This window comes from Amycolatopsis sp. lyj-90, from assembly GCF_046549035.1.
Lineage (GTDB): Bacteria > Actinomycetota > Actinomycetes > Mycobacteriales > Pseudonocardiaceae > Amycolatopsis.
On the sequence record NZ_JAJPWP010000001.1, the window covers coordinates 1,278,560 to 1,304,541 of the forward strand.

Genomic DNA, 25,982 nt, shown 5'->3' on the forward strand with positions numbered 1-25,982 from the left:
TCCCCGCCGTGACCGACTACCTCCAAGTGACCCGAACCGCCTACGACACGGTCGCGGCCGACTACGCCGAACTCCTCCGCGACCACCTCGCCGGCTCCACCTGGGACCGAGCCATGCTCGGCGCCTACGCGGAACTCGTCCAAGCCGCCGGCGGCGGCCGCGTCGCCGAAATCGGCTGCGGCCCCGGCCGCATCACCAACTATCTGCATGGCCTGGGGCTCGACATCCGCGGCGTCGACCTCTCGCCGGAGATGATCGCCGTCGCCCGGAAGTGGTACCCGCACCTGGACTTCGAGATCGGGGAGATGCCCGGTTTGTCCATTGAGGACGGTGCACTGGCGGGCGTCGTCGCGTGGTACTCGATCATCCACACACCAAGGGAGCGGCTGCCGGAGATCTTCGCCGACTTCCACCGGATCCTCGCCCCAGGCGGACATCTGCTGGTGGCGTTCCAGGTAGGTGACGAGGTGCGCCACATCGAGCACGCCTACGGCCACGACATCTCCTGCGACGCGTACCGGCTGGCGCCGGAGAAGATCACCGAGCAACTGGGGGAGGCGGGGTTCAGCGTGCTTTCCCGGCTCGTCCGGGAGCCGTCCGAAGAATTCGAGAGCACCCCGCAGGCCTACCTGATCGTCCGCAAGCAGTAGCTCAAGGACGCCGGGCTTCGATGAGCCAGGCCGCCGAGCGATAGAAGACGCCTCGGTCGGTCTGGTGCCCGGCGAGGTCGGCGCGCAAGGTCTCGATGGCCTTGGTGCGCGTGCTCTCGTCCAGATCGCTCAGCCGTCCGCCGTGCTGCTCGATGATGAACTCCGCCGCGTCGTTGACGTCCTGGCCGAAGTACATCGGCTTGTCCACGGCGGTGGATCGGACATCGGTGTAGCCGGCGGAGTTCAGCAGTGCTTCGGTTTCGAGCGGATCGCTGAGCGCGAGGTTCGAGGTCGGCACCTCACGACCGGCGGCGAAGATCGTCCGGAAACTGGTGATCCACTCGTTGAGCTGCAACGGTTGCCACGTCAACAGGACCAGACGGCCGCCAGGACGCGTCGCACGGGCCAGGTTGGCGAACGCGGCCAGGGGAGTACCGAAGAACATCGACCCGTGCCTGCTGATCACCACATCGAAGCCGCCTTCGGGGAACGGATGGACCTGAGCGTCCGCCTGTTCGAACGAGACGTTGGGAACACGTTCCTGTTCGGCGAGCCGACGAGCGACGCCGAGCATCTCGCTGGAGAGGTCGACACCGAGCGCGGAACCGTCAGTGGCTTGCCCCGCGGCGTCCCGTGTCGTCTGGCCCGCGCCACAGCCGACGTCGAGGACGTTGTCGGCCGGCTGGATGTCGGCCGCAGAGAAGAAGGTGTCGCGGTACGCGGCGACACCGTCGTTGAAGCGTTGCGCGCGCTTCGCCCAGAGCGAGCCGTCGTTGCCGTTCCAAGCCTGCAGCATCCGCTCGTTGGACGGATCGACGCGCACAGCGGTGTTCTCGGACATTTCGTGTAACCCCCAAGTTGGATCTCCGGGGAAGACCCTAGCGCAGTCCGTTCTGACGACTACTTGACATAATGTACATTATCGGCACTTTGGCCGACCTGGATAACAAGGCCCGAGAGGGGTCTCTGACGTGAGCTGAAGGGGCCTTTCGTCGCATGTCACGCGGGGAAAGCTCCCTTCGTCGCGTGACATGCGGGCATGGTCCCCTTCAGCTCTCCCTGAGCTCGGCCGCCCGTTGGCCTCCTGAAGCGGTCAGGGCACCCCTGGCAACCCAAAACGGATGACCGATCACCCAAGCTCATTACGTCACTGTGACGAATCAATGCAGGCGTCTCGGTCGTTGATGATCAACGGAGGCGTTGAGCGGCGGCTCGCCACGCCGAGTCGCCCGACCAGGTCGCCACCTGGAGTCTGAGGTCTCCCGGGCGGCTCAAGTGTCAGGAAAGGGTCATTCAAGACGAAAAACGTCAGGAGAGACTCTTTCATGGCATCCTGAGAGCCAGCGAGCGGACCAGGATCCCCCGCGAGGGGTTTCCGGACCCGTCACTCCGTTTCATGCATAATCACTATTATGCATGAAACGGAATATAACCCAGTGTAAGACTGTCGGTGCCATGCGGTACAAGGTTCTCATGAGGGTCTCCGAGGCACAGCAAGCCTTTTTCGCCGCACGTCGTCCCCGTAAGGATTCTCCTCACACCACCGACGCCTACCGCCGCGATCTCGCCGGCATCACCGAGCTTCTGCTCCGCGAGTCGAACCGCTCCCCTGACGACCTCACCGTCGAGATGCTCACCGCCCAGGCACTCCGGAACGCCTTCGGCGCCTTCGCGGATACGCACGCCAAGAGCTCGGTCCTGCGCGCGTGGTCGACCTGGAACCAGTTCCTCACCTTCTGTGTGTCCGACGGCCTGCTCGCGGGCAACCCGATGGGCGCGGTCGCCCGGCCGAAGGCTCCGCCGTTGACGCCGAAACCGTTGCGGGGCGAGGAAACCCCGGAGCAGTTGCTCGCGGCCGCCGCCGATGGTTCCCGCCGGACGCGGGATCCGTGGCCGGAGCGGGACGTCCTGGTGATCGCGCTCGGCCTGGTCGCCGGACTGCGTGCTGCGGAGATGCGAGCTCTGACCACGCGGTCGCTGGTCGGCCGTCAGGGTGAGATGCGGCTGCACGTTCACGGCAAGGGAAGCCGTGACCGGTCGATCCCGGTCCAGCCGATCATGGAGAAGATCATCGAGGAGTACCTGGCCTCCTGCCGCCGTCGCTTCGCGCAGCAGCGGTTCGGGCCCTCCACTCCCCTCCTCCGGGATCGTGCGGGCGAGCCGATCGGCCGCGGCGCGCTGGAGTACCTGGTCAAATCCTGCTACCGGTGGGCGGGTCTGCACGACCGCGTGCCGGTCGGGGCGAACCTTCACGCGTTGCGGCACACGTTCGCGACGCGGCTGGCCGAGGACGGCGCGACCGCGTCAGAGATCATGGCGCTGCTGGGGCACGCGAGCTTGGCGACCAGTCAGAACTACATCGAGGCGACAGGGCGGGAGCAGCGGGCGGCGGCCGCGAGCAACCGGACGTATCGGGCGCTGGACGGGATCTTGTAGGTCAGCGGAGCTGTTCGAGGTCCTTGGCCGCCTGGGCGATTTCGTCGGCGAGGCCGCGAAGTTCGGCCAAGGACGCTCCGTCGTCGGCCGCGGTGACGATGTCTTCGGCGGCGCAGCGGAGTTGGAAGAGCCTGTCCTGCAGGGCGGCGATCTCGGTGTCGGAGAGCACGACGGCGTCCTCGGGGAGGCCGCTGCGCTGGAGGGCGGTCCGGCGTTCGTAGGCCCGCTGGCGGCAGGATTGCCCACAGTAACGGCGGCGCCTGCCGACGTTGCCGCCCTGTTCGAGTCGCCTGCCGCACCATCCGCAGTGTTTGGATGCCCCCGCGCGACGTAACTCGGACACCTCTTCGGCGGACGTCTTCGGGTGCTCGGCCACTTCCCTCACGGGTCAGACCCTAGCTGGCCATCGGACGCTCATGCCGGGGCCACGACCGAAGTGCACACTAGTGGGGTGTCGACACTGTTTCCGTACCTCGCCGATCCGCTCCCGCGTGCCTTCGCCCATCGGGGCTGGCATCTCGGTGACCTGGAAGGACTGGAAAACTCGCTGCCCGCTTTCCGGCAGGCGGTGACGGAGGGTTATCGCTATCTCGAGACGGACGTGCACGCGACGTCGGATGGCGTGGTGGTCGTGCATCACGACGCGTCGCTGGACCGGACGACCGATGGTGCGGGGTTGATCTCCCGGCAGACGTGGGCGCAGCTGCGGAACGTCAAGATCGGGGGCCGGGTGCCGTTGTCGCGGCTGGAGGAGGTCCTCGAGGAGCTGCCGGAGGCGCGGTTCAACATCGATGTGAAGTCGAACGAGGCTGTCGTGCCGTTCGTGCGGACGATCGAACGGACCGGGGCGCACGACCGGGTCGCGGCGGCGTCGTTCTCCGATGCGCGGCTGGCGCGGATCCGGAAGCTGGCGGGGCCGAAGCTGGTGACGGCGATGGGGCCGCGTTCGGTGGCGGTGATGTGGGCGAACGGGTTTCTGCCGCTGATCTCGCTGCGGGTGTTGTCGCGGGGTGCGATGGCGCAGGTGCCGGTGCGGCAGGGGCGGTTGAAGGTGGTGGACCGATCGTTCCTACGGCTGGCGGCGCGGGCGGGTTTCGAGGTGCACACGTGGACGGTGGACGATCCGGCGGAGATGCGGTCGCTGCTGGATCTGGGGGTGCACGGGATCGTGACGGACCGGCCGGATCTGCTGCGTGAGGTGCTCCGGGAGCGGGGCGCTTGGCCTTCGTGAGTCGCCTGCTGCTCCCCTCGCGCGCGCTATGAAAGGCCCGTTACTTGCAAAATTTGCAAGTAACGGGCCTTTCATAGCATTGGGCGGAGGGGTTACCGCGGTGGTTTGCCGTTCCAGGCCGCGTCCCAGGTCTTGGGTCCGAGGCGGCCTGAGTCGTTGATACCGTTGGCGCGCTGGAGGGCGAGGACGGCTTCGCGGGTCTTCTCGTAGTAGCAGCCGGTTCCGGTGAAGCCGTAGCCGTAGGCGTTCATCCGCAGTTGGAACTGCTTGAGCGGTGCGGCGCAGTCGCCGTAGGCGTAGACGACGCCGGGCCACGCCGGTTTGGGGCCGCCGGGCGGTGCGGGCGGGGTGGGCTTCGGCTTGGGCGGAGGCGGCGGGGCGGGTTGTCCTCCCCCGCCGATGTAGGCGGAGTCGTCGTAGGACGGGACGCGTTTGCTGCGGCCGTCGCCGTCGTTGCGGAAGCCGAGTTTGCCGGCGCATTCCCAGGGTTGCCAGCCGCGCATGCGGTAGAGGTAGAGGGCCCGATAGTCCTGTTCGCGGGGGCTGGCCTGGTCGGGTCGTCCCTGGCCGCCGACGCTGCGCCAGGTGGGCAGGTCGAACTGGTAGGCGCCGTAGTAGCCGTTGCCGGTGTTGATGTTGTAGCGCCCGCTCGATTCACACATGCGGAGCTTGGCCCAGTGGGAGCCGTGGGGATCCGCGGCGGCGGATCCGGTGGTGGCGATCTGCAGGCCCGTCACGGCGAGGGCGAGCAGGAGCGTTCTCGCCACTACGCGGTGTGCTGTGCGAAGGCGATGGGTCCTCATGAGCGGAACAGTAAATACCGGACACTTGCTTCACAAGAGTCACAGCACAACCACCAGCCTCACACGAAACACACGTCGACCGTGGCAGCGACACGCCGACGATGGTCGGGAAGGTGGCCGGGAAGGGTTCGTCTCGCGTCGAAACGAACACGGTCCGGACTCGTGCCGGACAGGGGGCCGCGATCACCAGTAGTCTCCCGCTGACCTCGACGTTCTCGACTTCAGGAGCAGTGCATGACGGTGGCCGTGACCCGTGAACGCAAGCGGGTATGGCGGGCTTGGTACCTCTATGACTGGGCCAATTCGCCGTTCTATTCGTCGGTCATCACGGTCTTCGGGGCGCTCTATTTGAGCGATATCGCGTCCTCCGATGCCAAGGCGAATTTCACCCTTAACGGGGACAGGCCGTGCACCGATTCGAGTGGTGCTTCGAGCACTCTTCAAAGCTGTGACGTGTCGTTGTTCGGGCTGCATTTCCCGGCGGGGTCGCTCTGGGGGTATCTGCTGTCCATCGCGACGGTGACGCAGGTGCTGGTGTTGCCGATCGCCGGCGCGATCGCGGACCGGAGCAGGTACAAGCGGCGGATCCTCGGCGGGTTCGCGTTCCTGGGCGCGGTGGCGTCGGCGTTGATGTTCTTCATCGCTGGGACGAACTGGCAGGTCGGCGTCTGGACGTTCATCCTCGCCAACATCGGGTATGGCGGGGCGCTGGTCGTCTACTACTCGTTCCTGGTGGACATCGCGGAGCCGGACGAGCGGGACTCGGTGTCGTCGAAGGGGTGGGCGTTCGGGTATCTCGGCGGCGGCCTGGCGCTGGCGTTGCAGCTCGGGTTCTTCATGGGTCATGAGGCGTTCGGGGTGAGCGAACATCTCGCGATCCGGATCTGTTTCCTGACGTCGGGGATCTGGTGGGCGGTGTTCACGCTTCCGGCGGTGCGGGCACTCCCCCAGACTCATGTGCCGAAGTCGGCCGAGCGTGGCTTGTCGGTGCTGACGGCGGGGTTCAAGGAGCTGAAGCGGACGATCAAGGACGCGAGGGCCTATCCCCTGACGCTGGCGTTCCTCGGGAGCTATCTGGTCTTCACCGACGGGATCACGACGGTGGTGGCGGTGTCGGCGCAGTACGGCAAGGACGAGTTGAAGTACAGCACCACGGTGCTGATCGTGACGATCCTGGTGATCCAGTTCCTCGCGTACGCGGGGGCGATGATCCACGGGGCGATCGCGGCCCGGATCGGGGCGAAGAAGACGATCTTGGGCAGCCTGGTGGCCTGGACGGTCGTGCTGTGCTTCGCGTTCTTCATCCAGGCTGGGCAGCCGTTGCAGTTCTACGCGGTGGCGGTCGGGATCGGGCTGGTGCTCGGCGGAACGAACGCGCTGTCGCGATCGTTGTTCGGGCAGATGATCCCCGAGGGGAAGGACGCGCAGTACTTCTCGCTCTACGTGGTCGGTGAGCGGGGGACGTCGTGGCTCGGTCCCCTGTTGTTCGCCGCGGTCGGGCAGATCACCGGTTCGTTCCGGTACGCGATCATCGCGCTGGTGATCTTCTTCGTGCTCGGTTTCGTGTTCGTGTGGCTGGTCCCGGTGCGGCGGGCGATCGAGGCGGCGGGCAACCGACCACCGGCGGTGCTGTGAGCCGGGAGCGTGCCGATAGGGTCGAGCGTCGTGACCGTACTGAAGGAAAGTGGCCCGGACCCCACGGACGCGTTGTCGTCGGTGCCGGTGGCGGGTTCACGGCGGGGTGTGCCGGTCGTCGGGAAGTTGAAGTTCTGTTACGGGCCGATGGACTGCGGGAAATCGACGCTGGCGTTGCAGATCGACCACAACCACGCGCGGCAGGGTCGTCGCGGGATGGTGCTGGTGCGGCACGATCGCTCCGGTGAGCCGCAGATCACCAGCCGGATCGGGCTGACGCGCAAGGCGACCGAGGTCGGGAACGAGACCGATCTGCGGTTGCTGGTGCGTGAGCAGTGGGCGGCGGGACGGCACGTGGACTACTTGATCGTCGACGAAGCTCAGTTTTTGTCACCTGTTCAGGTGGATCAGCTGGCTGAACTGGCCGATGACGTCCAGATCGACGTGTACTGCTTCGGGATCGCGACGGATTTCCGGAGCATGTTGTTCCCGGGTGCGGCGCGGTTGTTCGAGCTGGCGGACGAGTTGCAGCCGGTTCAGGTCGAGGTGTTGTGCTGGTGCGGGCAGACGGGACGGTTCAACGCGAGGGTGTCCGACGGTGAGGTGTTGAGAGCCGGGGACACCGTTGTGGTGGCGGATACCGAGCAACCGCTAGTTGAAACTTCATTGACATCACGTTCTGAGGGTGAATTGAACACTGTCCGTTATCAGGTATTGTGCCGTCGGCACTTTCGACTGGGCGACCTGGGGCCTACCTCGGCCCAACACGGTCAGTTACGGTTGACATGACAGGCGTACTACTAGCCCATCTGGGGGATATCCGCACCAAGATGGCCGTATTGACGTCACGCCAGAGCGCGAAACCACTCCTACTAGGAGAAGCTGTTGCCACCGGGTGACACAGCTCATCGTGAGCAAGGACATGGTGTCCAGGGAATCCTCTGGCCCTCCCCGTCGTTGCATAGGGTGAGCATCACCCTGGCTCCACCCGGAGCTGACTGAAAGGACCCCCATCATGGCCGACCGTGTTCTCCGTGGAAGCCGGCTGGGAGCGGTCAGCTACGAGACCGACCGCAACCACGACCTCGCTCCTCGGCGCACCGTGCGCTACGCCTGCCCCAAGAACCACGAGTTCGAGGTGCCCTTCTCCGACGACGCCGAGATCCCCTCGGTGTGGGAGTGCAGGCTGCACGGCAGCGAGTCCGAGATCGTGGACGGCGGACAGCCGGAGCAGAAGAAGGTCAAGCCCCCGAGGACGCACTGGGACATGCTCCTGGAGCGCCGCTCGATTCCGGAGCTCGAAGATCTGCTCAACGAACGTCTCGCCGAGCTGAAGGGACGCAGGACCACCCGGTCCGCCTGACGCAACGGCCAAGTAGCTAGCCCCACCACGAACACAGCGAAGCCCCCGCGACCTCCCTCCGCGGGGGCTTCGCCATGTCTCGGGGAAGCGGGTCAGGCCGGGACCAGTCCGGCGACCAGAGGCGCCAGCGCGTCGGTCAGCCGCCGCAGGTGGCCGGGCGGCGATTCGAGCAGCGGCAGCCGGACCGTCGCGTGCGGGATGACGCCCAGTTCGGCCAGCACCGCCTTGGCCATGATCGCCCCCTGCGAGGTGCGCATGATCGTCTCGGTCAAGGGGTGCAGTGCCGCGTTGAGTGCCCGCGCGGTGTCGAGGTCTCCCCCGCGTACCGCGCTGATGAGCTGGGCGTTGCGGTCGGCGAAGGCGTTGCCGACGACGCTGACCAGACCGGTGGCACCGGCGGCGAGGTAGGGCAGGTTGAGTTCGTCGATACCGCAGTAGTAGGCCAGCGGGGAGTCCGCCATGACCGACATCGCTTCGAACAGGTCTCCCTTGGCGTCCTTGACAGCCCGGATCCTGGGGTGGCGGGCGAGTTCGACCAGGGTGGCCGCTTCCATGGCCGTTCCGGTACGGGCGGGGACGTCGTAGAGCATCACGGGCAGTTCGGTGGCGTCGGCCACCGCCAGGCAGTGCGCCACGATCCCGGCTTGTGTCGGCTTGGAGTAATAAGGGCAGACGAGCAGGAGCGCGTCCGCCCCGGCCGCTTGAGCTTCGTGAGCCCGACGGATGCAGGCGGTGGTGTCGTAGGTGCCGACGCCGGCGATCACGCGGGCCCGGTTTCCGGTTCGCGTCGCCACGGAGCGGACGAGCAGGGTGGCTTCGGTGTCGGTGAGGGTGGGTGACTCGCCGGTGGTTCCGCCGACGACGATGCCGTCGCATCCGGTGGTCAGGAGATGGTCGACCAGGCGGGCGAGGCCGGGTTCGCTGAGTGCGCCGCCGGGTTCCATCGGGGTGACCATGGCGACGAGGTTGGAGCCGAAGAGCGATTCGGTCATGTGCTCGATCCTGTCGGCGCCGATACCTGCGGTCCAGCGATGCTTTTTGGTCGATATTGCGTAGCCTTGCTTCATGATCGAGGTCGGGGCTTTACGGGCGTTGCGGTCGGTGGCCGCACTCGGGACGCTCGCGCGGGCAGCGGACGAGCTGGGGTTCACGGCCTCCGCGGTGTCACAGCAGCTCAAACGGCTGGAGCGGCAGATCGGGACGCCCGTTCTCGCTCCCGCGGGTCGCGGAGTCGTGCTCACACCGGCGGGGCAGGCCGTCGTCGACTCTTCGCTGGAGGTGTTCCAGGCACTCGAGCGTTGTGCCGAGGCCGCCCAGTCGGTCGCGGAGGGCGCGCCCCGCGGTGTCCTGCGCGTGGCCGCGTTCTCGACCGCCATCCGCGGGCTGCTCGCGCCCGTCCAGCCGCGACTGCTGACGAGCTACCCCGATCTGCGCCTGCACATCAGCGAGCAGGACCCCGGCCAGGCCTTGCACAGCGTCGACGCCGGAACCGCCGACCTCGCGCTCCTTCATGACGCCGACGGTTTGCCCGTCCCGCTGTCGCCCGCGCTGTCCCGGCGCCTGGTGCACACCGACCTCGGCGACGTCGTCATGGTCGAGACCCATCCGCTGGCGAGGGCCGAGCCACCGCTCGACGGTGCGGACCTGGCCGGGTACGCGTGGGTGACCAGCCCGCCCGGGACGGTCTGTCACCAGTGGTTCCGCCGCCTGTTCGCCGGCCTGCCCGAGGAGCCCGACGTGCGGCATCTGGTGGACGATTTCTCCACGCAGCTGTCGCTGGTCGCCTCGGGTGAGGTCCTGGCGCTGATCCCGCGACTGGCGCGGCCGCCTCTGGCCGAAGGGCTGGTCGCCCGTCCACTGCGACGCCCGCCGACGCGCGAGGTGCACGCGGCGTGGCGCCGCAGCGCCGAGGCCAGCCCGGCGATCCAGGCGGTGCTGGCGGAACTCTAAGCGGCTTGATACCCCGGGATGTCCTCGATGCGGTGGTACACCGCCAGGCCGCGGGACAGTGCGATCGCGACGTCCTGGTCGGCGCCGGTGGACTCCCCCGGCAGGCGCAGGACGGCGTCGCAGTGGTGCAGCAGCCGGTCGGCCGTCGGGTACATGACCTCCTTGGCGACCGGGTCGGCCACGGTCTTCCCGCCCGCGCCGCGCAGCACCGGGAGCGCGACCCACTCGCCGATCATCGGCACGTGCCCGCTGCGGAAGATCGGCCAGGCGGCCTCTTCGAGCCGGGCGAGGTTGCGGGCGAGCAGCTCGGGGTCGTCGCCGGTGCCGGAGCGGTACGGCCCGGCGATGAGGATCATCAGAGGTTTGGTCATGAGCCGGAGCATAATGTGCAACAATCGGCACGAACAAGGAGGATCGTGCAAATGCTGGCTGCGCAACGTCGAGACCTGCTGCTCGAACGACTGAAGACCGAAGGCCGGATCGTGGCCAAGGATCTCGCCGCCGAACTCGGCGTATCCGAGGATAGTATTCGCCGTGACCTGCGAGAACTCGCGGAGGCCGGGCTGTGTCAGCGGGTGTACGGCGGAGCCTTGCCGGTTTCTCCCGCCACCGCGGACTACGCGACGAGGATGGCGGTCAGCATCGCGGGCAAGGAGCGCATCGCGAAACGTGCAGCAGCGTTGATCCGGCTGGGGTCGACCGTCATCCTCGACGGCGGGACGACCGCGCTCGCGCTGGCGAAGGCGCTTCCCGTCGATCTCGAAGCGACGATCGTCACCCACAGCCCGACGGTCGCGGCCGCGCTCGTCACCCATCCGAAGGTCGAGGTCTTCCTGATCGGCGGGCGGCTCTTCAAGCACTCCGCCGTCACCTGCGGCGCGGCCGCGGCGGAGGCGGCCGACGGAATCAACGCCGATCTGTTCTTCCTCGGCGTCACCGGCGTGCACCCCGAGACCGGGCTCACCACCGGGGACTCCGACGAGGCCGCGATGAAACGCACGCTCGCCAAACGCGCCGCAGACACCTACGTGCTGGCCAGCTCGGAGAAGATCGGCGCGGCCTCGCCGTTCACCGTGCTCCCCCTGTCCGACGTCGCGGGTGTGATCACCGACGCGGCGCCGGACGAACCGACGGTGAAGGAACTGGGGAAGCTCGGCGTGAGCGTGCTGGGGGTCAGCCCTTCTTGACGAGCCCGCGAAGCTGCTGCCAGCGACGCTTGATCCCCCACATGCCGACCATGACGATCGCCTCGCGCACGACCGAACCGCTCATCTTCGACTGACCGATCTCACGTTCGGTGAAGGTGATCGGGACTTCGACCACCTCGAACCCGGCGAGCTTCGTCCGGAACGCCAGGTCGATCTGGAAGCAGTAGCCGCGCGAGGCGATCTCGTCGAGCGCGAGCTTCTCCAGCACCGAACGACGGTACGCGCGGAAACCGGCGGTGATGTCGTTGATCTTCATGCCGAGCGCGACCTTCGCGTAGAAGTTCGCCACCCAGGACAGCGCCTTGCGCTGGAACGGCCAGTTCACCGTGCTGCCGCCGGGAACGTAGCGGGAGCCGATGGACAGGTCCGCGTCCTCGAGCGCCGCCAGCACCCGGGGCAGATCCTCCGGCGCGTGCGAGCCGTCGGCGTCCATCTCGACGATGGTGGCGTAGTCACGGGCGAGACCCCAGCGGAACCCCGCGACGTACGCGGCCCCCAGGCCGGCCTTCTCGGTCCGGTGCATGACCTGGATCCGCTCGTCGGCCTTCGCGAGCTCGTCGGCGATGTCGCCGGTCCCGTCCGGGCTGCCGTCGTCGACGACGAGGGCGTTCACGTCCGGGAGTGCCTTGAGCAGGCGTTCCAGGATCGGCCCGATGTTGTCCCGCTCGTTGTACGTCGGGACCACCACCAGCACCGGCTCGATTCCCTGGTCCCCCCGTGGCGCCTGCGCCATCCGCTTTTCCTCCGTGTTCCGGCGGGTCAGCCCGCCGCTTCCCTCGTTGCCTTGGCGGCGCTCGCGCGCCGGGTGCGGAAACGCAGCACGTACCCGCCGGTAACCCCGGCGATCGCCAGGGCGAGCAGCCCGTACTCCGTCGTCACACCGAGTAGATCCGACAGCGTAGTCTGCTGCCTGAGCGGTACGCGCCCCACCAGGGAATCTGCGGTGAACAGGCTGGTAGAGGCCGTGATCGAACCGTCGGGGGCGACGATCGCGCTGACCCCGCTGGTGGCGGAGACGATCACAGCGCGGCCATGTTCGACCGCTCGCAGCCGCGACATCGCCAGCTGCTGGTAGCTCATCTCCCCCGGCCCGTACCAAGCGTTGTTGGTCGGCACGACGAGCAGTTCCGCGCCGTTGGCGACGGACTCGCGGGCCGGGTAGTCGAACGCGGTCTCGTAGCAGATGAAGACCCCGACCTTGGTCCCCGCGACCGACAGCGCGGAGTTGGCGCCGTCACCCGGGGTCATGTTCGCGACGCTGTCGACGAACGGGGTCACCAGCTTCGCGAGCTCGCGGGCGGGGACGTACTCGCCGAACGGGACGAGCTGCTGTTTGGCGTAGCGCTGACCGGGACCGGTGACGGGATCCCAGACGAGCGCGGAGTTCTGCGCCGAACCGTCCGGCAGCCGGACCAGCGCGCCGATGATCGCCTGGACGCCGTAGTCGCGGACCATCCGGTCGACGCCCGCGTCACCGGTCCGCATCGCCATCGCGGTCTCCGGCCAGACCAGCAGATCGACCTTGGTGTTGTCCGCCTTGAGTTTCTCGAGTAACCGGGCGCTCTCGGCGAGATGGTTGTTCCGGAGTTCGTCGCGACGGCCTTCCAGCGCCAGCCCGATGTCGGGGGCGTTGCCCTGGACGGTGGCGACGGTGAGTTCGCCGTCCTGGGCTTCGGTGCCGATCGTGGGCCACACCGCGAGGCCCGCCACCACCGGCACGAGGGTGACGGCGGCCGCGGCCATCACGGAGCGCCGCGGGTCGGCGGCCTTGAGCCGCAGGCACAGCGCCGCGAGACCGAAGCCGGTCAGCACGACGGCGAGACCGACCAGCGGGGCGCCGCCGATCGAGGCCAGTGAGACGAAGGCGCCCTCAGGCTGGCTGAAGGCCACGCGGCCCCACGGGAACCCTCCGAAGGGGAACCAGGTGCGCGGAGTCTCCAGCGCGATGATCACCAGCGCGGCCCACAACGGCCCGAGCGGCAGCCTCCACACCACAGTGGCGAATGCCCCGCCGAAGCCGAGATACACCGACAGCGCCATCGCCAGCCCGAGCCACGGCCAGGGCCCGAAGCCCGGCCCGAGGAAGTCCAGCAGCCAGGTCAGCAACGGCAGGAAGAACCCCAGCCCGAACACGAACCCGTAGCCGAAGGTGCCGCGGAACCGGCGTCCGTGCACCACCAGCGCGAAGCCGGTGAACGCCAGCGGGGCGAGCCACCACAACGGCCGCGGCGCGAAACTCAGGTACAGCGTGAAACCCGACGCCGCGGCGACGAGGAAACGCAGAAGCCAGGCGCGGGAGAACCGCTTTCGCCTGTCTGCTTCGGGAGCCGGATTCGCCACGGTCGAGGACACCCCTGAACCCTAGGCCGTCCGGGTGAACGCGTCGTGGATGACCTGCCCGTCGCGCACCGTGCGCAGACAGCGGGGCAGGGCGGCTCCCTCGTCCAGGTTCGGCAGCGGGGGTACGCCCGCCCGCGGATCGGTCGACCAGCGCTGCACCCGCGAGTCCGGTGTCGCGACGACCAGGTCGGAGGCGTCCCAGACCGCGTAGTGCGCGGGAGCGCCGGGGACCAGGCTGCCGGTGACACCGTCGTTGACCCCGGCAGCGCGGTGCCCCGCGCGGGTGTGGGCGGTGAAGGAGGCGCGAGCGGACAGTCCCGATCCCGGAGTGCGGTGGTAGGTCCCGGCGCGGACGGTGGCCCACGGAGCGACCGGGGTGACCGGGGCGTCGGAGCCGAAGGCGAGCAGGAGCCCCTCGGCGGCCATGACGGCGAAGGGGTTGAGTTTCACAGCCCGCTCGGCGCCGAGGCGGTCGGTGTACATCCCTTGCGTGCCACCCCATTCCGCGTCGAACTGCGGCTGGACCGACGCGACCACGCCCCAGCCCGCGAGCGCCCGTGCCTGGTCGACGTCGATCATCTCGACGTGTTCGAGCCGGTGGTGGCAGGCGGCCAATGCGCGACGGCCGACGGTCTTCTCCGCGAGCTGGAAGCCTTCGACGACCTCGGCGACGGCGGCGTCGCCGATGACGTGGAAGCCGGCCTGCAACCCGGCCTCGGTGCAGGCGCCGACGTGCTCGGCGATGGCGGTGGCGTCGAGGTAGAGCGTTCCGGAGGTGTCGTGGGCGTCGGCGTACGGCTGGTGCAGTGCGGCGGTGCGGGAGCCGAGTGCGCCGTCGACGAACAGGTCGCCCGCGACTCCCCTGGCGCCCAGCGCCCGGGCGGTGTCGACTCCCCCGCGTTCGCCCCAGTAGCCGACGACCTCGGGCAGTCCCGGTTCCGCGGCGAGCGCGAGCAGATCGGTGAGGTCGTCGGCGCCGGAGATGTCCGGGCCCGCGCATTCGTGGACGCTGACGACCCCACGGGCGGCGGCCTCGGCGAGGAACGCGCGCTGGGCCTCGCGACGCTGCCGCGGGGTGATCGCCTCGCGCATCGCGGCACGGACGCGGTGGTGGGCGTCACGGGTCAGCGGTCCGTCGGCGGACCAGCCCGGCGCGTCGTGCACGCCGTGCGCCAAAGCGACGAGCGCGCTGGAGACGAGCGCGGAGTGGACGTCGACCCGGCTCAAGTACACCGGGGTCCCGTTCGCGGCCTCGTCGATCTCCGCGCGGCTGGGCAGCCTGCCGTCGGACCAGCGGGACTCGTCCCAGCCGTGCGCGACCAGCACCTGCCCGGGCCGGACCGCGTCGCGGACCGCGGCCAGCAGTTCTCCGGCGCTTCGGATGTTCGCGAGGTTCAGCCCGGTGAGGTGCAGACCGGTCGCGGTGGCGTGGACGTGCGCGTCGACGAAGGCGGGGGCGACGAAGGCGCCGTCGAGGTCGAGCACCTCGGCGTCGGGATGCAGTGCTTTGGCCGGGCCGTCCTGCCCCACCCAGACGACGGTGCCGTCCGTGATCGCCATGGCGGTGGCGTCGGGGGCGGTGGGGCTGTAGATGCGCCCGCCGAGCAGGAGCGTGGTTCGCGCGTTCGTCACCCTTCCGAGTTTGCAGCGTGCGGATGATCACCACGTGGTTAGGGTCGATGAAATGAGCTGGGGAGCTGAAAACATGAAGACCGAAGCAGGCCGCGCCGTCGCTGGGACCACTGTGTCGGCGGCTTTGGGGCTCGGGGCGGTGGTCGTTTTCACCGCGGTCCGCGACACCTCGATCCTGCGGCCCTTGATCGCGCTGGCGGCGCCACGGGGCTGGCCGTCCGATCTGGTGCTGGTGTCCCTGGTGCCGCTGGTCGCGGTGCTCGCCGCCGTGTTCCTGACGCGATGGTGGCCGTGGTTGCTGGTGGCGGGGGTCGTCCTGTCCTTGCCGACCGCTCTCGTGCACCTGGTCCCTGACCTGGGTGGGCATCCGTCGCTGACGATCATCGCGCTGGCCGGGCCGCCGGTGGTGCTGCTGGCGGTACTCGCCGCGGCACAGGAACTCCTGCGGCGAGGCGCCCGGATCGCCGGGCTCGTGCTCATCGGGCTCACCGTGGGAACGCAGTTGTTCGCCGCGAGCCTGGCGGGCGCGTCGTGGCTCATGCTCGCCACCGGCGGTCTGGTCTGGCATCTGGTCCTCACCGCGCTGAGCGTGGCCGGAGCCGTGCTGGCCGTCGTCACGCGCGGTTCCCGTGCGCAGGATCCGGAATGGCCCGAGCCGCGTCCGCTGCCGGCCCGGTTCGCGGCCGCGGCGATCCTGGCCGTGCTGCTTCCCATGGCTGTGGGCGCGGTGGACGTCCTGAAGGTCAGCGAGATCCTCGAACTGCCGGTCGCGTCGATCGGCAGGCACGCGGAGGTCGTCGTGGCCATCGGCGGGCTGATCGTGCTCGTCGGCGGGGTCGTCGCGTGCGCGATCGCCGGATCGCGGGCGTTCTTCGCCGCGGCGACGTCGGCGAGTGTGCAGGTGGGGACGATGGCGCCGCTGCTGCTGGCGGTGTACTCCGTCGCGTTCCAGCCGGTGCTGAGCTGGCTGGCGGCCGCGGTGGGGGTCGCCGCCGGATGTCTCGTGGGCGCGTCGCGCTGGAGGGTGCAGTTCGCCGTCGGCGGGGCCGCGATGTCCGCGCTCGTGCTGTTCATCGTGGATCTGGGGACCGGCGGAGTGCCGGAGAAGCTGATCGACCACGACGCGGTGATCCCGGGAGCGCTGCTGCTGGCGCTGCTGTGCGCCACCGTCGTCTCCGTGGTCGTCACGACCGGTCCCCGGCTCGCGGAAGACGGCGTCGTCGTGCCCGTGCTCGGACCGCTGGCCTCGGTGCTGGTGTTCGGCGGCGCCGGGGCGATGGCCGCGGTCGGTATCCGCGACCAGAACGCGCCATCGACCCGGCTTGAACCGGTTCATCACCTCGGCTACTCGGCCGGCCTGCTGCTGCTCGCCGCCGCGCTGGTCGCTGGAATCGCTGCTGTCGATCACCTTCGCACCCGCTCGGAGCCGGAGGCAGTGTCCGTCTGACACACCGGGCACGACAGGAATATTTACGTCGTCCGAACGATGTGACAGGATATTTTCACGCGTTTCCGACGACGAGGAGTACAAGTGACTGCGATCCAGGAACCGACCTCGCCGGTGGCCGCCTACGATCAGCCCTACGACTACACCCGAGTCGAGCTGATCGAACCCGACTGGCGCCGCTTCCCCGGCTGGCACGACGTGACCGAGGCACAGTGGCGCGATGCGCAGTGGCAGCGAGTGCACTGCATCCGCAACGCCAAGCAACTGCGCGCCCTGATGGGCGACCAGCTCGAGGAGCGCTTCTACGAGGACATGCTCGCCGACCAGCGCGAGATGGCCACGATGTCGATGCTGCTGCCGCCGCAGATGATCAACACGATGGCGCCCAACGCCGGTACGGACCCGGCCAAGGTGACCGAGGCCTGGTACGCCGACCCCATCCGCCGCTACATGCTCCCGGTGCGCAGCGACCGCGACACCGAATGGCCGAGCCACCCGCACTCCGAACGGGACTCGCTGCACGAGGCGGAGATGTGGGTCGTGGAGGGGCTGACCCACCGCTACCCCACCAAGGTCCTCGCCGAGATGATCTCGACCTGCCCCCAGTACTGCGGGCACTGCACCCGGATGGACCTGGTCGGGAACTCGACCGAGCAGATCGAGAAGCACAAGCTCTCGCTCAAACCGGTCGACCGCCAGGACGCGATGATCGAGTACCTCAAGAAGACCCCCGGCGTGCGCGACGTGGTGGTTTCCGGCGGCGACGTCGCGAATGTGCCGTGGCCGCAGCTGGAGTCGTTCCTCATGCGGCTGATGGACATCGACACCGTCCGCGACATCCGGCTCGCGACCAAGGCGCTCGCCGCCCTGCCGCAGCACTGGATCCAGCCGAAGGTCGTCGAAGGCCTCGAGCGCGTCGCCGGCACCGCCCAGCGCCGCGGCGTCAACCTCGCGATCCACACCCACGTCAACCACGCGCAGTCGGTCACCCCGCTGGTCGCGGAAGCCGCCAGGACCGCACTCGACGTCGGCGTCCGCGACGTCCGCAACCAGGGCGTGCTGATGAAGGGCGTCAACGCGACCCCTGCCGAGCTGCTGGACCTGTGCTTCGCGCTGCAGGGCGAAGCGAGCATCCTGCCGTACTACTTCTACATGTGCGACATGATCCCCAACGCCGAGCACTGGCGGGTTTCCGTGCACGAGGCGCAGGAATTGCAGCACGCGATCATGGGCTATCTGCCGGGCTACGCCACTCCGCGGATCGTCTGCGACGTGCCGTATGTCGGGAAGCGCTGGGTGCACCAGCTCGCCGACTACGACCGCGAACTCGGCATCTCCTACTGGACCAAGAACTACCGGACCGGGATCGAACACGAAGACCCCGAGGCCTTGCAGCGCCGCTACCCCTACTACGACCCGATCTCCACCCTGCCCGAAGCCGGCCAGCGCTGGTGGCGCGAGCAGCCCCCGATGGCCTGACCAGTCGGCCCGTCAGACAGGTCCCGGAGGGGGCGTTCAGGCTCATGTGGGAGCTTTGAACGCCCCCTCCTCCGTGCAGGCACACCCGGCCCTTTTCTCGTCGCATTCTTCACGCGAGGCCACGAGGGGGCATCGTGTGGTTCCCACGCCTCGACATCGCGAATTCTGCTCATGAAGGAATACGTGTGGTTCTAATGCAGGTATTACGTCGAATACCATATTCGCTTCATCAAGGGAAACGTGTATGGCGCTAATGCGGTTCTCGCGCAGACAGCCGTACTCGCTTCGGGTGTCCACCGGTTTCGTGTCAGGCCGAGCGCAGCCGGGCGGGTGCGGTGTTCGCGGCCACAGGACCTGGCGCAAAAGGGCAGTATCTGTGGGTTGGAAAGGCAGTATCTGTGATGGGAAGAGGCAGATCGACCACTGCGTTGCACTTGAACTCGTAGCAGTCGCTACCACGGTGTTAGAAAGGAGAAATGAGCTCCTTTTCCGAACAGGCCCGTTGGCTCGACGCGACCGATCAGGCCGCGCTCGTCACCTCAGGAGAGGTGAAGCCCACCGAGCTCGTCGAGGCCTCGTTCGAGCGGATCGAACAGCTCGACCCTGCCCTCGGCGCGGTCACGTTGCGCTACTTCGACCAGGCGCGCGCGGCCGCGGCGGCGACCCCGACCGGGCCGCTGGCCGGTGTCCCGTTCCTGATCAAGGACCTTTTCACCGACGCTGGTTGTCCCCGGTATGACAGTCCCAGAGGTGTACCGGCGTGCCGTCGTTCGGTGAGGAGTAGCGAACGTCGACGCAGCGGCCGGATTGCGGGTTGCGCAGGTTGCCGTTGCCCGCGGCCTCCCAGACCTGTGCGCCTGTGCCGTTGCAATCCCAGAGCTGGATCCTGGTTCCGTTCGCGGTGCCGCTGCCGTCGACGTCCAGGCATTTGCCGAGCGCGGTCAGCGTGTTGCCGACCCTGGCCCAGCGCTGAGAGTTGAAACCGTCGCAACCACGGATCTGGACAGCGGTGCCGTTGACTGTTCGCCCGTCTTGGACGTCGAGGCATTTGCTCGCGAGTCCGACCACCTCGCCGACGCCGTAGCTCGGACCACCCTTGACAAGGAAATCGCTGTCGGCGATGTTCCAGTGGGTCGACAGGTAGTTGCCTCCCTGTGGGTTCGGGTTGTAGTAGTCGTCGCCGTTGCAGTCGATCTGGAACGCGTGACCGCCGCAGATCTTCTGAGTACCGGGGCCGTAGCACATGATGTCCTCGTCATCGTCGCAGTGGCCGCCGCCTGAGGCGTGCGGGGCGCTGCCGTTCACGGCACCGACGGTGTGCAGGAACTCGTGGCCGACGAAGTCCCAGCCGACCCAGCAGTTCGGGCCGAGCTGCGCGTAATGCGGTCCGGTGTTGTTGCGGTTCTCAGGCCCGGGCCGATCGTCGTTGCCGCCGATCGCGGCGCAGCCGGTATCGCCCTGGGAATTCGCTTCGCTCCACACCACATACTTGCGATCGGCCCTGTTGTGGCCGCGCGCACGGAGCTCGTTGTTGACCTTGTACCAGTCGTTCAGCGCCGCGGCCGGGATACTCACCTCGTCGACCTTCGCCCGGCAGGAGCCGTCAGTGACGAAGCGGACATGTCGGATGCCTCCGCCGAACCGCCGCGTCGCCTCGACAAAGGCGTCATCGGTTTCAGCGGCCTGACTCTGGAACGCGCCGCGAACCTGTTGGTAGCGACTGGGTTGCCCTTCGCCGTGCACGTAGACCAGCTGCACTCTCTTGCCGCTGGTCCCGTCACCGTCACAGAACACGGGACGGGGCGAGGCGTAGGAACCGATGTCCACCGCCATCGCGGCTTGAGCGCCCCGGTCACGATGGTCGGAAAGCGGCTGGACTCGGTCGGTGTCGGCCGCGGTGGCGGGCGCCGCCAGCGCGGCGCACGCGAGCAAGGTGATGACGACAGCGCAAATTCTGGATCTGAACAAGTGACTTCCGCCTTACTTGGCAAGGGAAAGATGTCGTTGGATCGATCCAGGGCGGAGCGTAAAGGCGCGGCGACAACGCTGTCACTGACACAACCGGACACTTTCGCTTGAAGTGCGCGAAAGCGAGCAAGTCGCCGACATCTGCCGGAACCGCTTACACCGACCGGGGTAGAACCGCGTGGACTGATGGACCTCCGCCGGCACGCGGCGGTCTTGCCGGGCGCCCACCCCTTGCTCGACCCAGCTGATCTCCCTCATCGGCGCGGCCACCATCTCAACCCGGAATGACCTGCCGTGCGAGACTGGTTGGCCCACCGTGAGAGGAAGGAGCACCGGCGTGGACGCAGCGGGAACATCCGATGCCGGTGCCGCGCGGCGACGGCGAGGTCCGTGGCTGATCCTGGTCGCGACGGTGGTACTCGTCATCACGATCGCCGTCATCGCTTACTTCACGGTGTATGACGATCCGCAGGCGACCGCGGACGGTGTGGCCGAAGAGATCGCCGACGTGATGACCTCAGGCGACGAACCCGCCCTACGAGCTCTGTTCTGTCCACGCGGCCCGGAACTTCCACCGTTGCCCGACCGCCTCGTCCCCTCACCCACTCCCGTTTCGGTGAGTGCCCTCGAGGTCAAGGACAACGTAGCGGGCCTACTACTGACATCGCCGCGCGATCCGGGCCTGCCGTACGGACTACTCCTGGTCAGGAGCGAGAAGGTCAACTGGTGCGTCTTCGGGTTCAAGACCTGCGTATCCAAGGTCACCGCGGCCATGATCCTCAAGCCGCAGTACCTTCGACTCTGCTCCTGATGCACGGCGCCGTGGCTGTCAGCAGACCCCGGTCCCATTGCCACGGCGGCGAATCCCGCGGCGCAACGGATCCTTTGTGGACAACTGGATCACCGGTCTCGGATGTCATCCGCGGGCGCGTCGAAACCCCTATCGTCGACCGTATCGCCGGAGTGCCAGTGGGGCGTATTCACAGGATGACTTCTGACAGCGAGCAGTGATCACGGGGCTGCTATCAACGGGACGAGGTCGCGGATGATCCGTTGCCCGTCCTCATCGAGGACAGCCGGCCGAAGGCGGACACCGGCGATCCCGTCCTGATCGCGCCAGCCGGTCACGACTTCGGCGAGCCCGGCGGCGGTGCCGGTGAAGATGCCGGTGTCGGTCGACCAGACCGCGCCGGTGACATGGTTCAGGTGAGCGAGCCTGGCCCGCGCACCCTCGTCGGTGTCGCCGAGAACAACCGCGATGTCGGCATAGAGCTCGGTCTTGGTGGCATCTGGTGTCAGCTCCTCGATCTGCCGGAACGCCGCGACCAGGTCCGGCACGGGATGCTCGGCGGTCGGTGTGAGAAAGACCCGGTCGGCGACCGCGGCAGCAAGCCGATAAGGCTCCAAGGCATGGTGGGCGAGCGCAGCTACTCGCGGCGGCACGGCCAAGGGAACGTTCAGCGGCCCCGCGGCAGGGTGATGGTCCGAGGCGCGGGGTGCGATCAGCCCGGACCGCCAGAATTCGTCCCCGGAACCCAGGCTCTCGTGAGGGAAGGTCGACCACAGGCTCCGAATCGCGCGCACCTGGGACTCCGCGTCCCTAAACAGGTCCCGGAGGCGATGAGCGATGCGCACCGGGGCCCGGACGTCCTCCGGCTCGAGCCGGGGAGTCGGCGTGCCGCCGACCACGGTGGCATCACCCGCGTTAGCCGACACCTGGGGCCGGAAAGTCACCCGGCCCGGCGCGATCGCGGCCAACGACGCCAGTTGCGTCGCGACGTGGAAGGGATTCGAGTGGGTCACGTTCCTGGACACCACCACCTCGCCGATATCGGTGGAGGACAACAGGATCGCGGCGGTTACCACCGGATCGAGCCTGCCCCTGACCACTTTCCGCGGGTCGCCCGGCACGCCCGTGAACTGCTCGGTCTGCGCGCTCAAACCGTCTTCCAGGGTCACGAAGTCGATGCCTCCCGTCGCGGCCGCACGTCCCCAATCAGTCCAATGGCGACTGCCGAAGAGTTCGGCGGGATCGGTCATCGACGACTCCGGCCACGCGGCGGGATGCCAGCCGACACCCTCCAGAGCGAGTCCGACGCGGAACGGTGCCGACCGGCCACCAGTCATCATCATGACCAGATCTCAAAACATTCCCATTAATGTGAATGTCAACCTGTTCTCACCCCACCAGCCCCGATCTCCCGGCCACCGCCCGCACGACGCCGGCCGGGAGGGTGCCGCACACCCAGCTACCACACGTCCTGCCATCGCCTGTCTTCGTTGCCGACGATGGTCGGTATGACAAGCGATATCGACGTGGCCATCATGTGGGTCACCGCGGACGGGCATAGCCGGCCGGAATTACGCACCGACGGGTGCTACGACGAAGCACGCGGCGCCGCTCATCGCCCTGGGCAGGCCCGGCGATGAGCGGGCCGAGCTCCGATCGTGAACTGGAGGGCAAAGTCGCGTTGGTCACCGGGGCCGCCCGCGGGGTCGGCGCGGCCACGGTCGCCTGGCTGCACGCCCGCGGCGCGCGAGTGCTGGCCACAGACCTCCGCCCCGAAGTAGACGATCTCGCCGCCCGATTCGACCAGGTGTCCACACTGGTGGGTGACGTGTCCCGGGAGGACGTCGCAGTGCGGTCGGTCGCTGCGGCGATCGATCGGTTCGGCGGCATGGACATCCTGGTCGGCAACGCCGGCCGATCGGTGAACAAGCCGATCATCGCGACCACCGCGGCCGACTGGGACGAGCTGATGTCGATCAATGCCCGCGGAACGTTTCTGCACGCCAGGGAAGCGTTCCGGGCGATGAGCGAACGCGGTGGGGGTGTGATCGTCACCGTCGGCTCGTTCGCCTGCACAGTCGGCCTCACCGATGCGGCAGCCTACAGCGCGTCGAAGGGGGCACTGGCGCAGTTGACCAAGGTGCTCGCGCTGGAGGGCGGCCCGCACGGCATCCGAGCCAACGTCGTCGCCCCCGGTGTGATCGAGACCGACATGCTCGACAACTTCCGCGCGGACAGCCGGGAGTATCTGCGCTCCTTCGGCGACGCCCACCCCTTGGGCCGTGTCGCGCAGCCCGAGGAGATCGCCGAGGTGATCGGTTTCCTGGCCTCGCCCCGGTCCGGGTTCATCACCGGCGCGGTCGTCGCCGCCGACGGCGGCTACACCGCCGCCTGACACCACACAACCACCACGAAGAAAGAGCGCATCATGCCTGGACGCGGTCGATACGCGGCGACCGGGTGCGTCATCGGCTCGCCCGCCGTGGTTCGGAGCGGAGCCGCCTCGGCAATTGACCGATCGCCGCCCTGAGGTGGCCGATCGGCCGATCGGCCCGGCCCGGCGGGCTGCCACCATGAGCCTCATGTCGATCAAGAAACTCGCCGGACCGGTACTTGTCGGCCTGCTGCTCGTACAGCTGGTGCCGGGAACGGCAACGGCTGCGGACGGCCTGGCTTGGCAGCCGTGCCGAACCATCGCGGACGGCTGGCCCGCGGAGGACCAGCGCACCGAATGCGCCATGATCACGGTGCCGGTCGACTACACGAAACCGGACGGGCGCACGTTCGAGCTGGCGGTGAGCCGGATCAGGGCCACCGGAGGCCGGGACGGGGTCATCCTGGTCAACCCGGGCGGCCCCGGCGCGTACGGCATGAGCATGCCGCGGGAACTACTGGCCTCGAAGGCCGCGGGACTGGGCGTGCACCACGACATCGTCGGTTTCGCCCCGCGCGGAGTCGGCTACAGCGCCGGGCTGTCCTGCCCGCAGGACAACACACAGCCCGATCCTTCCCTATCCGACAAGGAAAAAGCCCGCTTCAAGTCCGAACGCGACGCCCGGCACTACCAGGACTGTGTCGCACGGGACCCGGAGTTCACGGCAAATCTGACCACCGCGAACGTCGCCCGCGACATGGACCGGATCCGCCAGGCTCTCGGCGAGGAAAAGATCGGCTACTACGGGATTTCCTGGGGCACCGCGCTGGGCGCCCAATACCGCACGCTGTTCGACGAGCACGTCGCTGCGATGCTGCTCGACTCGGTCGTGACATCCACTTTCGACCTCACCGCGGTCGACCACGACCAGATGACGGCTCTGGAGAACTCTTTCCATGACTTCACCGGCTGGGTGGCAGGCAACGACCACGTCTACCACTTCGGCGCCACGAAGGAGGCGGTCACCAACGCGCTGCTGGACCTGCGGGCGAAGGCCACCGACCGGAACACGGTCGACAGCCTGCTCCTCGGAGCCCGCCGCAAATGGCCGGAGTCGGCCCGGCAGTTGGTGAAGCTCCGTTCCGGCGGCGAGGTGCCTAGTGTGGTCGTGTCCACCCGCACCGGCTTCGGCTGGGACGATCCGAACCCGGCGTTCAACCCGGACCAGCAGAACGCGGTGATCTGCAACGAATCAAGCGGCCCCCGCGACTTCGAAGCGCACTGGCGCAACCACCTCGCGCTGTCCGCCGAACTCCCGGTCGCCGGCAGCCACGGCTCCTACGACGGCTACTGCGCCGGCTGGCCATTACCCGCCACCACGTGGCACTTCAAGCCGGGCAAGAGCCCACTACAACTGGTGGGCCACGCCTACGAATCGGTCACACCACTACCGTGGGCCCACGACATGCGCGCCCACATCGGCGGCTCACTCCTCACCATCGAGGACGACATGCACGGCTCACTGTCAATCCTGCCGTGCGCCTCGAAAGCGGTCGAGTTCTTCGACATCGGCAAGACCTCCAACGCCACCTGCCCAGGTGCCCCGATCCCCCCGGCGGCCCAGGCGCGAACCCCACTCTGGCGCTGACGAGCAGCGGCACCGCGCGGTCCGCGCCAGTGCGGCCGTGCTTCCTGACCGCGAGCACCGGTCAGGACGAGGCGGAGGTGAGCGAGTGCAACTCGACGTCCGAGAGGTGCAGGTCGTGGGCGGCGAGCAGCGCGGGCAACTGCTCGACGGTGCGCGCGGAGGCGATCGGCGCGGTCACCGTCGGCTGCTGCCCGAGCCAGGCCAGCGCCACGGTGGTCATCTCCACTCCGCGAGCGGTCGCGACCTGGGCCAACGCATCGAGCACCCGCGCGCCGCGTTCGGTATCCGCGTAGCCACCCGCCAGTCCGGGCAGGTTGCGTACGTTCTCGACGGTCTGGCCCGGACGGTACTTGCCGGTCAGGAACCCCGAGGCGAGCGCGAAGTACGGCACGCACGCCAGCCCCTCGCGCTGCACGATGTCGCGCCGGGCACCTTCGTAGGTGTCACGCGACACGAGGTTGTACTGCGGCTGGAGCGCCACATAGCGGGCGGTGCCGGCGCTGTCGGCGAAAGACAGTGACGCGGCGAGCCGCTCGGGGCTGATGTTGGATGCGCCGATCGCGCGCACCTTGCCCGCCTGCACGAGTTCGTCCAGTGCGCCGATGATGTCATCGACCGGAATGGACTCGTCCCGGTCGAAGTGGGTGTAGTAGAGGTCGATGTGGTCGGTGCGCAGCCGCCGCAGCGACTCCTCGGCGGCGGCCTTGATGGTGGCGGGCGCGAGGCCGAGGTAGCGCGGGTGGTCGCCGACCTTGGTCGCCACGACCACGTCGTCGCGGTTGCCGCGGCGGGCGAGCCAGGTGCCGATGATGGTCTCCGACTGGCCGGGTTCGTTGCCCTGCTCCGGATAGTAGTTCATGTACGAGTCGGAGGTGTCGACGAAGTTGCCGCCTCCGGCAAGGTAGGCGTCCAGCACCGCGAAGGACTGGGCCTGGTCGGCGGTCCAGCCGAAAACGTTGCCGCCCAGGCAGAGGGGCGAGACGAGGAGGTCGGACGACCCGAGCCGGTGAAGTTCAGTCATATCAGCT

Annotated in this window: 25 protein-coding genes and 1 pseudogene; 15 read left to right on the forward strand and 11 right to left on the reverse strand. The window is 68.0% G+C overall.

Annotated features, from left to right (window positions below):
* The first annotated feature begins 8 nt into the window (after window positions 1-8).
* A complete protein-coding gene (locus tag ACLJPX_RS05620; protein ID WP_410599036.1) occupies window positions 9-650 on the forward strand; it encodes a class I SAM-dependent DNA methyltransferase in 642 nt (213 codons plus the stop codon).
* A gap of 1 nt (window position 651) precedes the next feature.
* Here the strand turns inward: ACLJPX_RS05620 and ACLJPX_RS05625 are convergent, their stop codons facing one another.
* The gene (locus ACLJPX_RS05625; RefSeq protein ID WP_410599037.1) at window positions 652-1,491 is read right to left on the reverse strand and encodes a class I SAM-dependent methyltransferase; all 840 of its coding nucleotides are present in this window, start codon (window positions 1,489-1,491) and stop codon (window positions 652-654) included.
* A 614-nt stretch (window positions 1,492-2,105) separates the two neighbouring features.
* On the opposite strand from ACLJPX_RS05625, the gene ACLJPX_RS05630 reads away from it, so the two are divergent.
* Window positions 2,106-3,086, forward strand: coding sequence for a tyrosine-type recombinase/integrase (locus ACLJPX_RS05630; protein WP_101607838.1), 981 nt, complete (start codon window positions 2,106-2,108; stop codon window positions 3,084-3,086).
* Between the two features lies 1 nt (window position 3,087).
* Here ACLJPX_RS05630 and ACLJPX_RS05635 read toward each other — a convergent pair whose 3' ends face one another.
* Entirely contained in the window at window positions 3,088-3,471 is a 384-nt protein-coding gene (locus ACLJPX_RS05635; RefSeq protein ID WP_410599038.1) for a hypothetical protein, read from the reverse strand.
* A 66-nt stretch (window positions 3,472-3,537) separates the two neighbouring features.
* Here ACLJPX_RS05635 and ACLJPX_RS05640 point away from each other — a divergent pair, with 66 nt between their 5' ends.
* Window positions 3,538-4,317: a glycerophosphodiester phosphodiesterase family protein gene (locus tag ACLJPX_RS05640; RefSeq protein ID WP_410599039.1), complete on the forward strand. Its 780-nt coding sequence runs from the start codon at window positions 3,538-3,540 to the stop codon at window positions 4,315-4,317.
* 92 nt (window positions 4,318-4,409) lie between these two features.
* Here ACLJPX_RS05640 and ACLJPX_RS05645 read toward each other — a convergent pair whose 3' ends face one another.
* A complete protein-coding gene (locus ACLJPX_RS05645; protein ID WP_410599040.1) occupies window positions 4,410-5,120 on the reverse strand; it encodes a transglycosylase family protein in 711 nt (236 codons plus the stop codon).
* A gap of 234 nt (window positions 5,121-5,354) precedes the next feature.
* Between ACLJPX_RS05645 and ACLJPX_RS05650 the strand changes: the two genes are divergently transcribed.
* The 3 genes from ACLJPX_RS05650 to ACLJPX_RS05660 all read left to right on the forward strand — a co-directional run bounded on the left by ACLJPX_RS05650 (window position 5,355) and on the right by ACLJPX_RS05660 (window position 8,118).
* A complete protein-coding gene (locus ACLJPX_RS05650) occupies window positions 5,355-6,755 on the forward strand; it encodes an MFS transporter (RefSeq protein ID WP_410599041.1) in 1,401 nt (466 codons plus the stop codon).
* Between the two features lie 30 nt (window positions 6,756-6,785).
* Window positions 6,786-7,544 carry a thymidine kinase gene (locus tag ACLJPX_RS05655; RefSeq protein ID WP_410599042.1) on the forward strand — a complete coding sequence of 253 codons (759 nt, stop codon included), beginning with the start codon at window positions 6,786-6,788 and terminating at the stop codon, window positions 7,542-7,544.
* Window positions 7,545-7,770: 226 nt separating this feature from the next.
* Window positions 7,771-8,118 carry an RNA polymerase-binding protein RbpA gene (locus tag ACLJPX_RS05660; protein ID WP_005151365.1) on the forward strand — a complete coding sequence of 116 codons (348 nt, stop codon included), beginning with the start codon at window positions 7,771-7,773 and terminating at the stop codon, window positions 8,116-8,118.
* Window positions 8,119-8,210: 92 nt separating this feature from the next.
* Here ACLJPX_RS05660 and dapA read toward each other — a convergent pair whose 3' ends face one another.
* Entirely contained in the window at window positions 8,211-9,110 is a 900-nt protein-coding gene (gene dapA, locus ACLJPX_RS05665; protein WP_410599043.1) for a 4-hydroxy-tetrahydrodipicolinate synthase, read from the reverse strand.
* 73 nt (window positions 9,111-9,183) lie between these two features.
* On the opposite strand from dapA, the gene ACLJPX_RS05670 reads away from it, so the two are divergent.
* Window positions 9,184-10,068 (forward strand): LysR family transcriptional regulator, encoded by an 885-nt coding sequence (locus ACLJPX_RS05670; RefSeq protein WP_410599044.1) that lies wholly within the window; start codon window positions 9,184-9,186, stop codon window positions 10,066-10,068.
* Here ACLJPX_RS05670 and ACLJPX_RS05675 read toward each other — a convergent pair.
* Window positions 10,065-10,439, reverse strand: coding sequence for a DUF4406 domain-containing protein (locus tag ACLJPX_RS05675; RefSeq protein ID WP_410599045.1), 375 nt, complete (start codon window positions 10,437-10,439; stop codon window positions 10,065-10,067). The two genes, ACLJPX_RS05670 and ACLJPX_RS05675, sit on opposite strands and share 4 nt — an antisense overlap.
* A 51-nt stretch (window positions 10,440-10,490) precedes the next feature.
* On the opposite strand from ACLJPX_RS05675, the gene ACLJPX_RS05680 reads away from it, so the two are divergent.
* Complete coding sequence (locus ACLJPX_RS05680) at window positions 10,491-11,255, forward strand: DeoR/GlpR family DNA-binding transcription regulator (RefSeq protein WP_410599046.1); 765 nt, start codon at window positions 10,491-10,493, stop codon at window positions 11,253-11,255.
* Here ACLJPX_RS05680 and ACLJPX_RS05685 read toward each other — a convergent pair.
* Genes ACLJPX_RS05685 through ACLJPX_RS05695 form a run of 3 tightly spaced genes read right to left on the reverse strand, consistent with a single transcriptional unit; the run spans window position 11,242 to window position 15,248 of the window.
* Window positions 11,242-12,009, reverse strand: a complete 768-nt coding sequence (locus ACLJPX_RS05685; protein ID WP_101607829.1) for a polyprenol monophosphomannose synthase — start codon at window positions 12,007-12,009, stop codon at window positions 11,242-11,244. The genes ACLJPX_RS05680 and ACLJPX_RS05685 overlap by 14 nt on opposite strands.
* 26 nt (window positions 12,010-12,035) lie before the next feature.
* The gene (gene lnt, locus ACLJPX_RS05690; protein ID WP_410599047.1) at window positions 12,036-13,628 is read right to left on the reverse strand and encodes an apolipoprotein N-acyltransferase; all 1,593 of its coding nucleotides are present in this window, start codon (window positions 13,626-13,628) and stop codon (window positions 12,036-12,038) included.
* A gap of 9 nt (window positions 13,629-13,637) precedes the next feature.
* On the reverse strand, window positions 13,638-15,248 hold the full coding sequence (locus tag ACLJPX_RS05695; protein WP_410599048.1) for an amidohydrolase: 1,611 nt from the start codon (window positions 15,246-15,248) through the stop codon (window positions 13,638-13,640).
* A 73-nt stretch (window positions 15,249-15,321) separates the two neighbouring features.
* On the opposite strand from ACLJPX_RS05695, the gene ACLJPX_RS05700 reads away from it, so the two are divergent.
* From ACLJPX_RS05700 to ACLJPX_RS05710, 3 genes and pseudogenes are all read left to right on the forward strand, one after another.
* Window positions 15,322-16,695 (forward strand): hypothetical protein, encoded by a 1,374-nt coding sequence (locus tag ACLJPX_RS05700; protein ID WP_410599049.1) that lies wholly within the window; start codon window positions 15,322-15,324, stop codon window positions 16,693-16,695.
* Window positions 16,696-16,779: 84 nt separating this feature from the next.
* On the forward strand, window positions 16,780-18,174 hold the full coding sequence (locus tag ACLJPX_RS05705; protein WP_410599050.1) for a KamA family radical SAM protein: 1,395 nt from the start codon (window positions 16,780-16,782) through the stop codon (window positions 18,172-18,174).
* Between the two features lie 476 nt (window positions 18,175-18,650).
* Window positions 18,651-18,839 (forward strand): annotated as a pseudogene (locus tag ACLJPX_RS05710) (hypothetical protein); the annotation flags it as partial.
* A gap of 46 nt (window positions 18,840-18,885) precedes the next feature.
* Here ACLJPX_RS05710 and ACLJPX_RS05715 read toward each other — a convergent pair.
* A complete protein-coding gene (locus ACLJPX_RS05715) occupies window positions 18,886-20,007 on the reverse strand; it encodes a ricin-type beta-trefoil lectin domain protein (RefSeq protein ID WP_410599051.1) in 1,122 nt (373 codons plus the stop codon).
* A gap of 472 nt (window positions 20,008-20,479) precedes the next feature.
* On the opposite strand from ACLJPX_RS05715, the gene ACLJPX_RS05720 reads away from it, so the two are divergent.
* Window positions 20,480-20,953 carry a hypothetical protein gene (locus ACLJPX_RS05720; protein WP_410599052.1) on the forward strand — a complete coding sequence of 158 codons (474 nt, stop codon included), beginning with the start codon at window positions 20,480-20,482 and terminating at the stop codon, window positions 20,951-20,953.
* 200 nt (window positions 20,954-21,153) lie between these two features.
* Here ACLJPX_RS05720 and ACLJPX_RS05725 read toward each other — a convergent pair whose 3' ends face one another.
* Window positions 21,154-22,182: an LLM class flavin-dependent oxidoreductase gene (locus ACLJPX_RS05725; protein WP_410599053.1), complete on the reverse strand. Its 1,029-nt coding sequence runs from the start codon at window positions 22,180-22,182 to the stop codon at window positions 21,154-21,156.
* A 285-nt stretch (window positions 22,183-22,467) separates the two neighbouring features.
* Between ACLJPX_RS05725 and ACLJPX_RS05730 the strand changes: the two genes are divergently transcribed.
* The 3 genes from ACLJPX_RS05730 (at window position 22,468) to ACLJPX_RS05740 (ending at window position 24,954) form a co-directional block, all read left to right on the forward strand.
* Complete coding sequence (locus ACLJPX_RS05730) at window positions 22,468-22,572, forward strand: Atu4866 domain-containing protein (RefSeq protein ID WP_410599096.1); 105 nt, start codon at window positions 22,468-22,470, stop codon at window positions 22,570-22,572.
* On the forward strand, window positions 22,569-23,327 hold the full coding sequence (locus ACLJPX_RS05735) for an SDR family NAD(P)-dependent oxidoreductase (protein WP_410599054.1): 759 nt from the start codon (window positions 22,569-22,571) through the stop codon (window positions 23,325-23,327). Before ACLJPX_RS05730 ends, ACLJPX_RS05735 begins: the two co-directional genes overlap by 4 nt.
* A gap of 187 nt (window positions 23,328-23,514) precedes the next feature.
* Window positions 23,515-24,954 carry an alpha/beta fold hydrolase gene (locus tag ACLJPX_RS05740; protein WP_410599055.1) on the forward strand — a complete coding sequence of 480 codons (1,440 nt, stop codon included), beginning with the start codon at window positions 23,515-23,517 and terminating at the stop codon, window positions 24,952-24,954.
* 61 nt (window positions 24,955-25,015) lie between these two features.
* On the opposite strand, the gene ACLJPX_RS05745 is transcribed toward ACLJPX_RS05740, so the two are convergent.
* Window positions 25,016-25,975 (reverse strand): aldo/keto reductase, encoded by a 960-nt coding sequence (locus ACLJPX_RS05745; RefSeq protein WP_410599056.1) that lies wholly within the window; start codon window positions 25,973-25,975, stop codon window positions 25,016-25,018.
* Window positions 25,976-25,982 lie beyond the last annotated feature (7 nt).

Coding starts and splice junctions, on each gene's coding strand:
- ACLJPX_RS05625 (WP_410599037.1), bottom strand. CDS start 1,491: ATGTCCGAGAACACCGCTGTGCGCGTCGATCCGTCCAACGAGCGGATG.
- ACLJPX_RS05630 (WP_101607838.1), top strand. CDS start 2,106: ATGCGGTACAAGGTTCTCATGAGGGTCTCCGAGGCACAGCAAGCCTTT.
- ACLJPX_RS05645 (WP_410599040.1), bottom strand. CDS start 5,120: ATGAGGACCCATCGCCTTCGCACAGCACACCGCGTAGTGGCGAGAACG.
- ACLJPX_RS05650 (WP_410599041.1), top strand. CDS start 5,355: ATGACGGTGGCCGTGACCCGTGAACGCAAGCGGGTATGGCGGGCTTGG.
- ACLJPX_RS05660 (WP_005151365.1), top strand. CDS start 7,771: ATGGCCGACCGTGTTCTCCGTGGAAGCCGGCTGGGAGCGGTCAGCTAC.
- dapA (WP_410599043.1), bottom strand. CDS start 9,110: ATGACCGAATCGCTCTTCGGCTCCAACCTCGTCGCCATGGTCACCCCG.
- ACLJPX_RS05670 (WP_410599044.1), top strand. CDS start 9,184: ATGATCGAGGTCGGGGCTTTACGGGCGTTGCGGTCGGTGGCCGCACTC.
- ACLJPX_RS05675 (WP_410599045.1), bottom strand. CDS start 10,439: ATGACCAAACCTCTGATGATCCTCATCGCCGGGCCGTACCGCTCCGGC.
- ACLJPX_RS05680 (WP_410599046.1), top strand. CDS start 10,491: ATGCTGGCTGCGCAACGTCGAGACCTGCTGCTCGAACGACTGAAGACC.
- ACLJPX_RS05685 (WP_101607829.1), bottom strand. CDS start 12,009: ATGGCGCAGGCGCCACGGGGGGACCAGGGAATCGAGCCGGTGCTGGTG.
- ACLJPX_RS05700 (WP_410599049.1), top strand. CDS start 15,322: ATGAAGACCGAAGCAGGCCGCGCCGTCGCTGGGACCACTGTGTCGGCG.
- ACLJPX_RS05715 (WP_410599051.1), bottom strand. CDS start 20,007: ATGGCGGTGGACATCGGTTCCTACGCCTCGCCCCGTCCCGTGTTCTGT.
- ACLJPX_RS05725 (WP_410599053.1), bottom strand. CDS start 22,182: ATGACCGATCCCGCCGAACTCTTCGGCAGTCGCCATTGGACTGATTGG.
- ACLJPX_RS05730 (WP_410599096.1), top strand. CDS start 22,468: ATGTGGGTCACCGCGGACGGGCATAGCCGGCCGGAATTACGCACCGAC.
- ACLJPX_RS05735 (WP_410599054.1), top strand. CDS start 22,569: ATGAGCGGGCCGAGCTCCGATCGTGAACTGGAGGGCAAAGTCGCGTTG.
- ACLJPX_RS05740 (WP_410599055.1), top strand. CDS start 23,515: ATGTCGATCAAGAAACTCGCCGGACCGGTACTTGTCGGCCTGCTGCTC.
- ACLJPX_RS05745 (WP_410599056.1), bottom strand. CDS start 25,975: ATGACTGAACTTCACCGGCTCGGGTCGTCCGACCTCCTCGTCTCGCCC.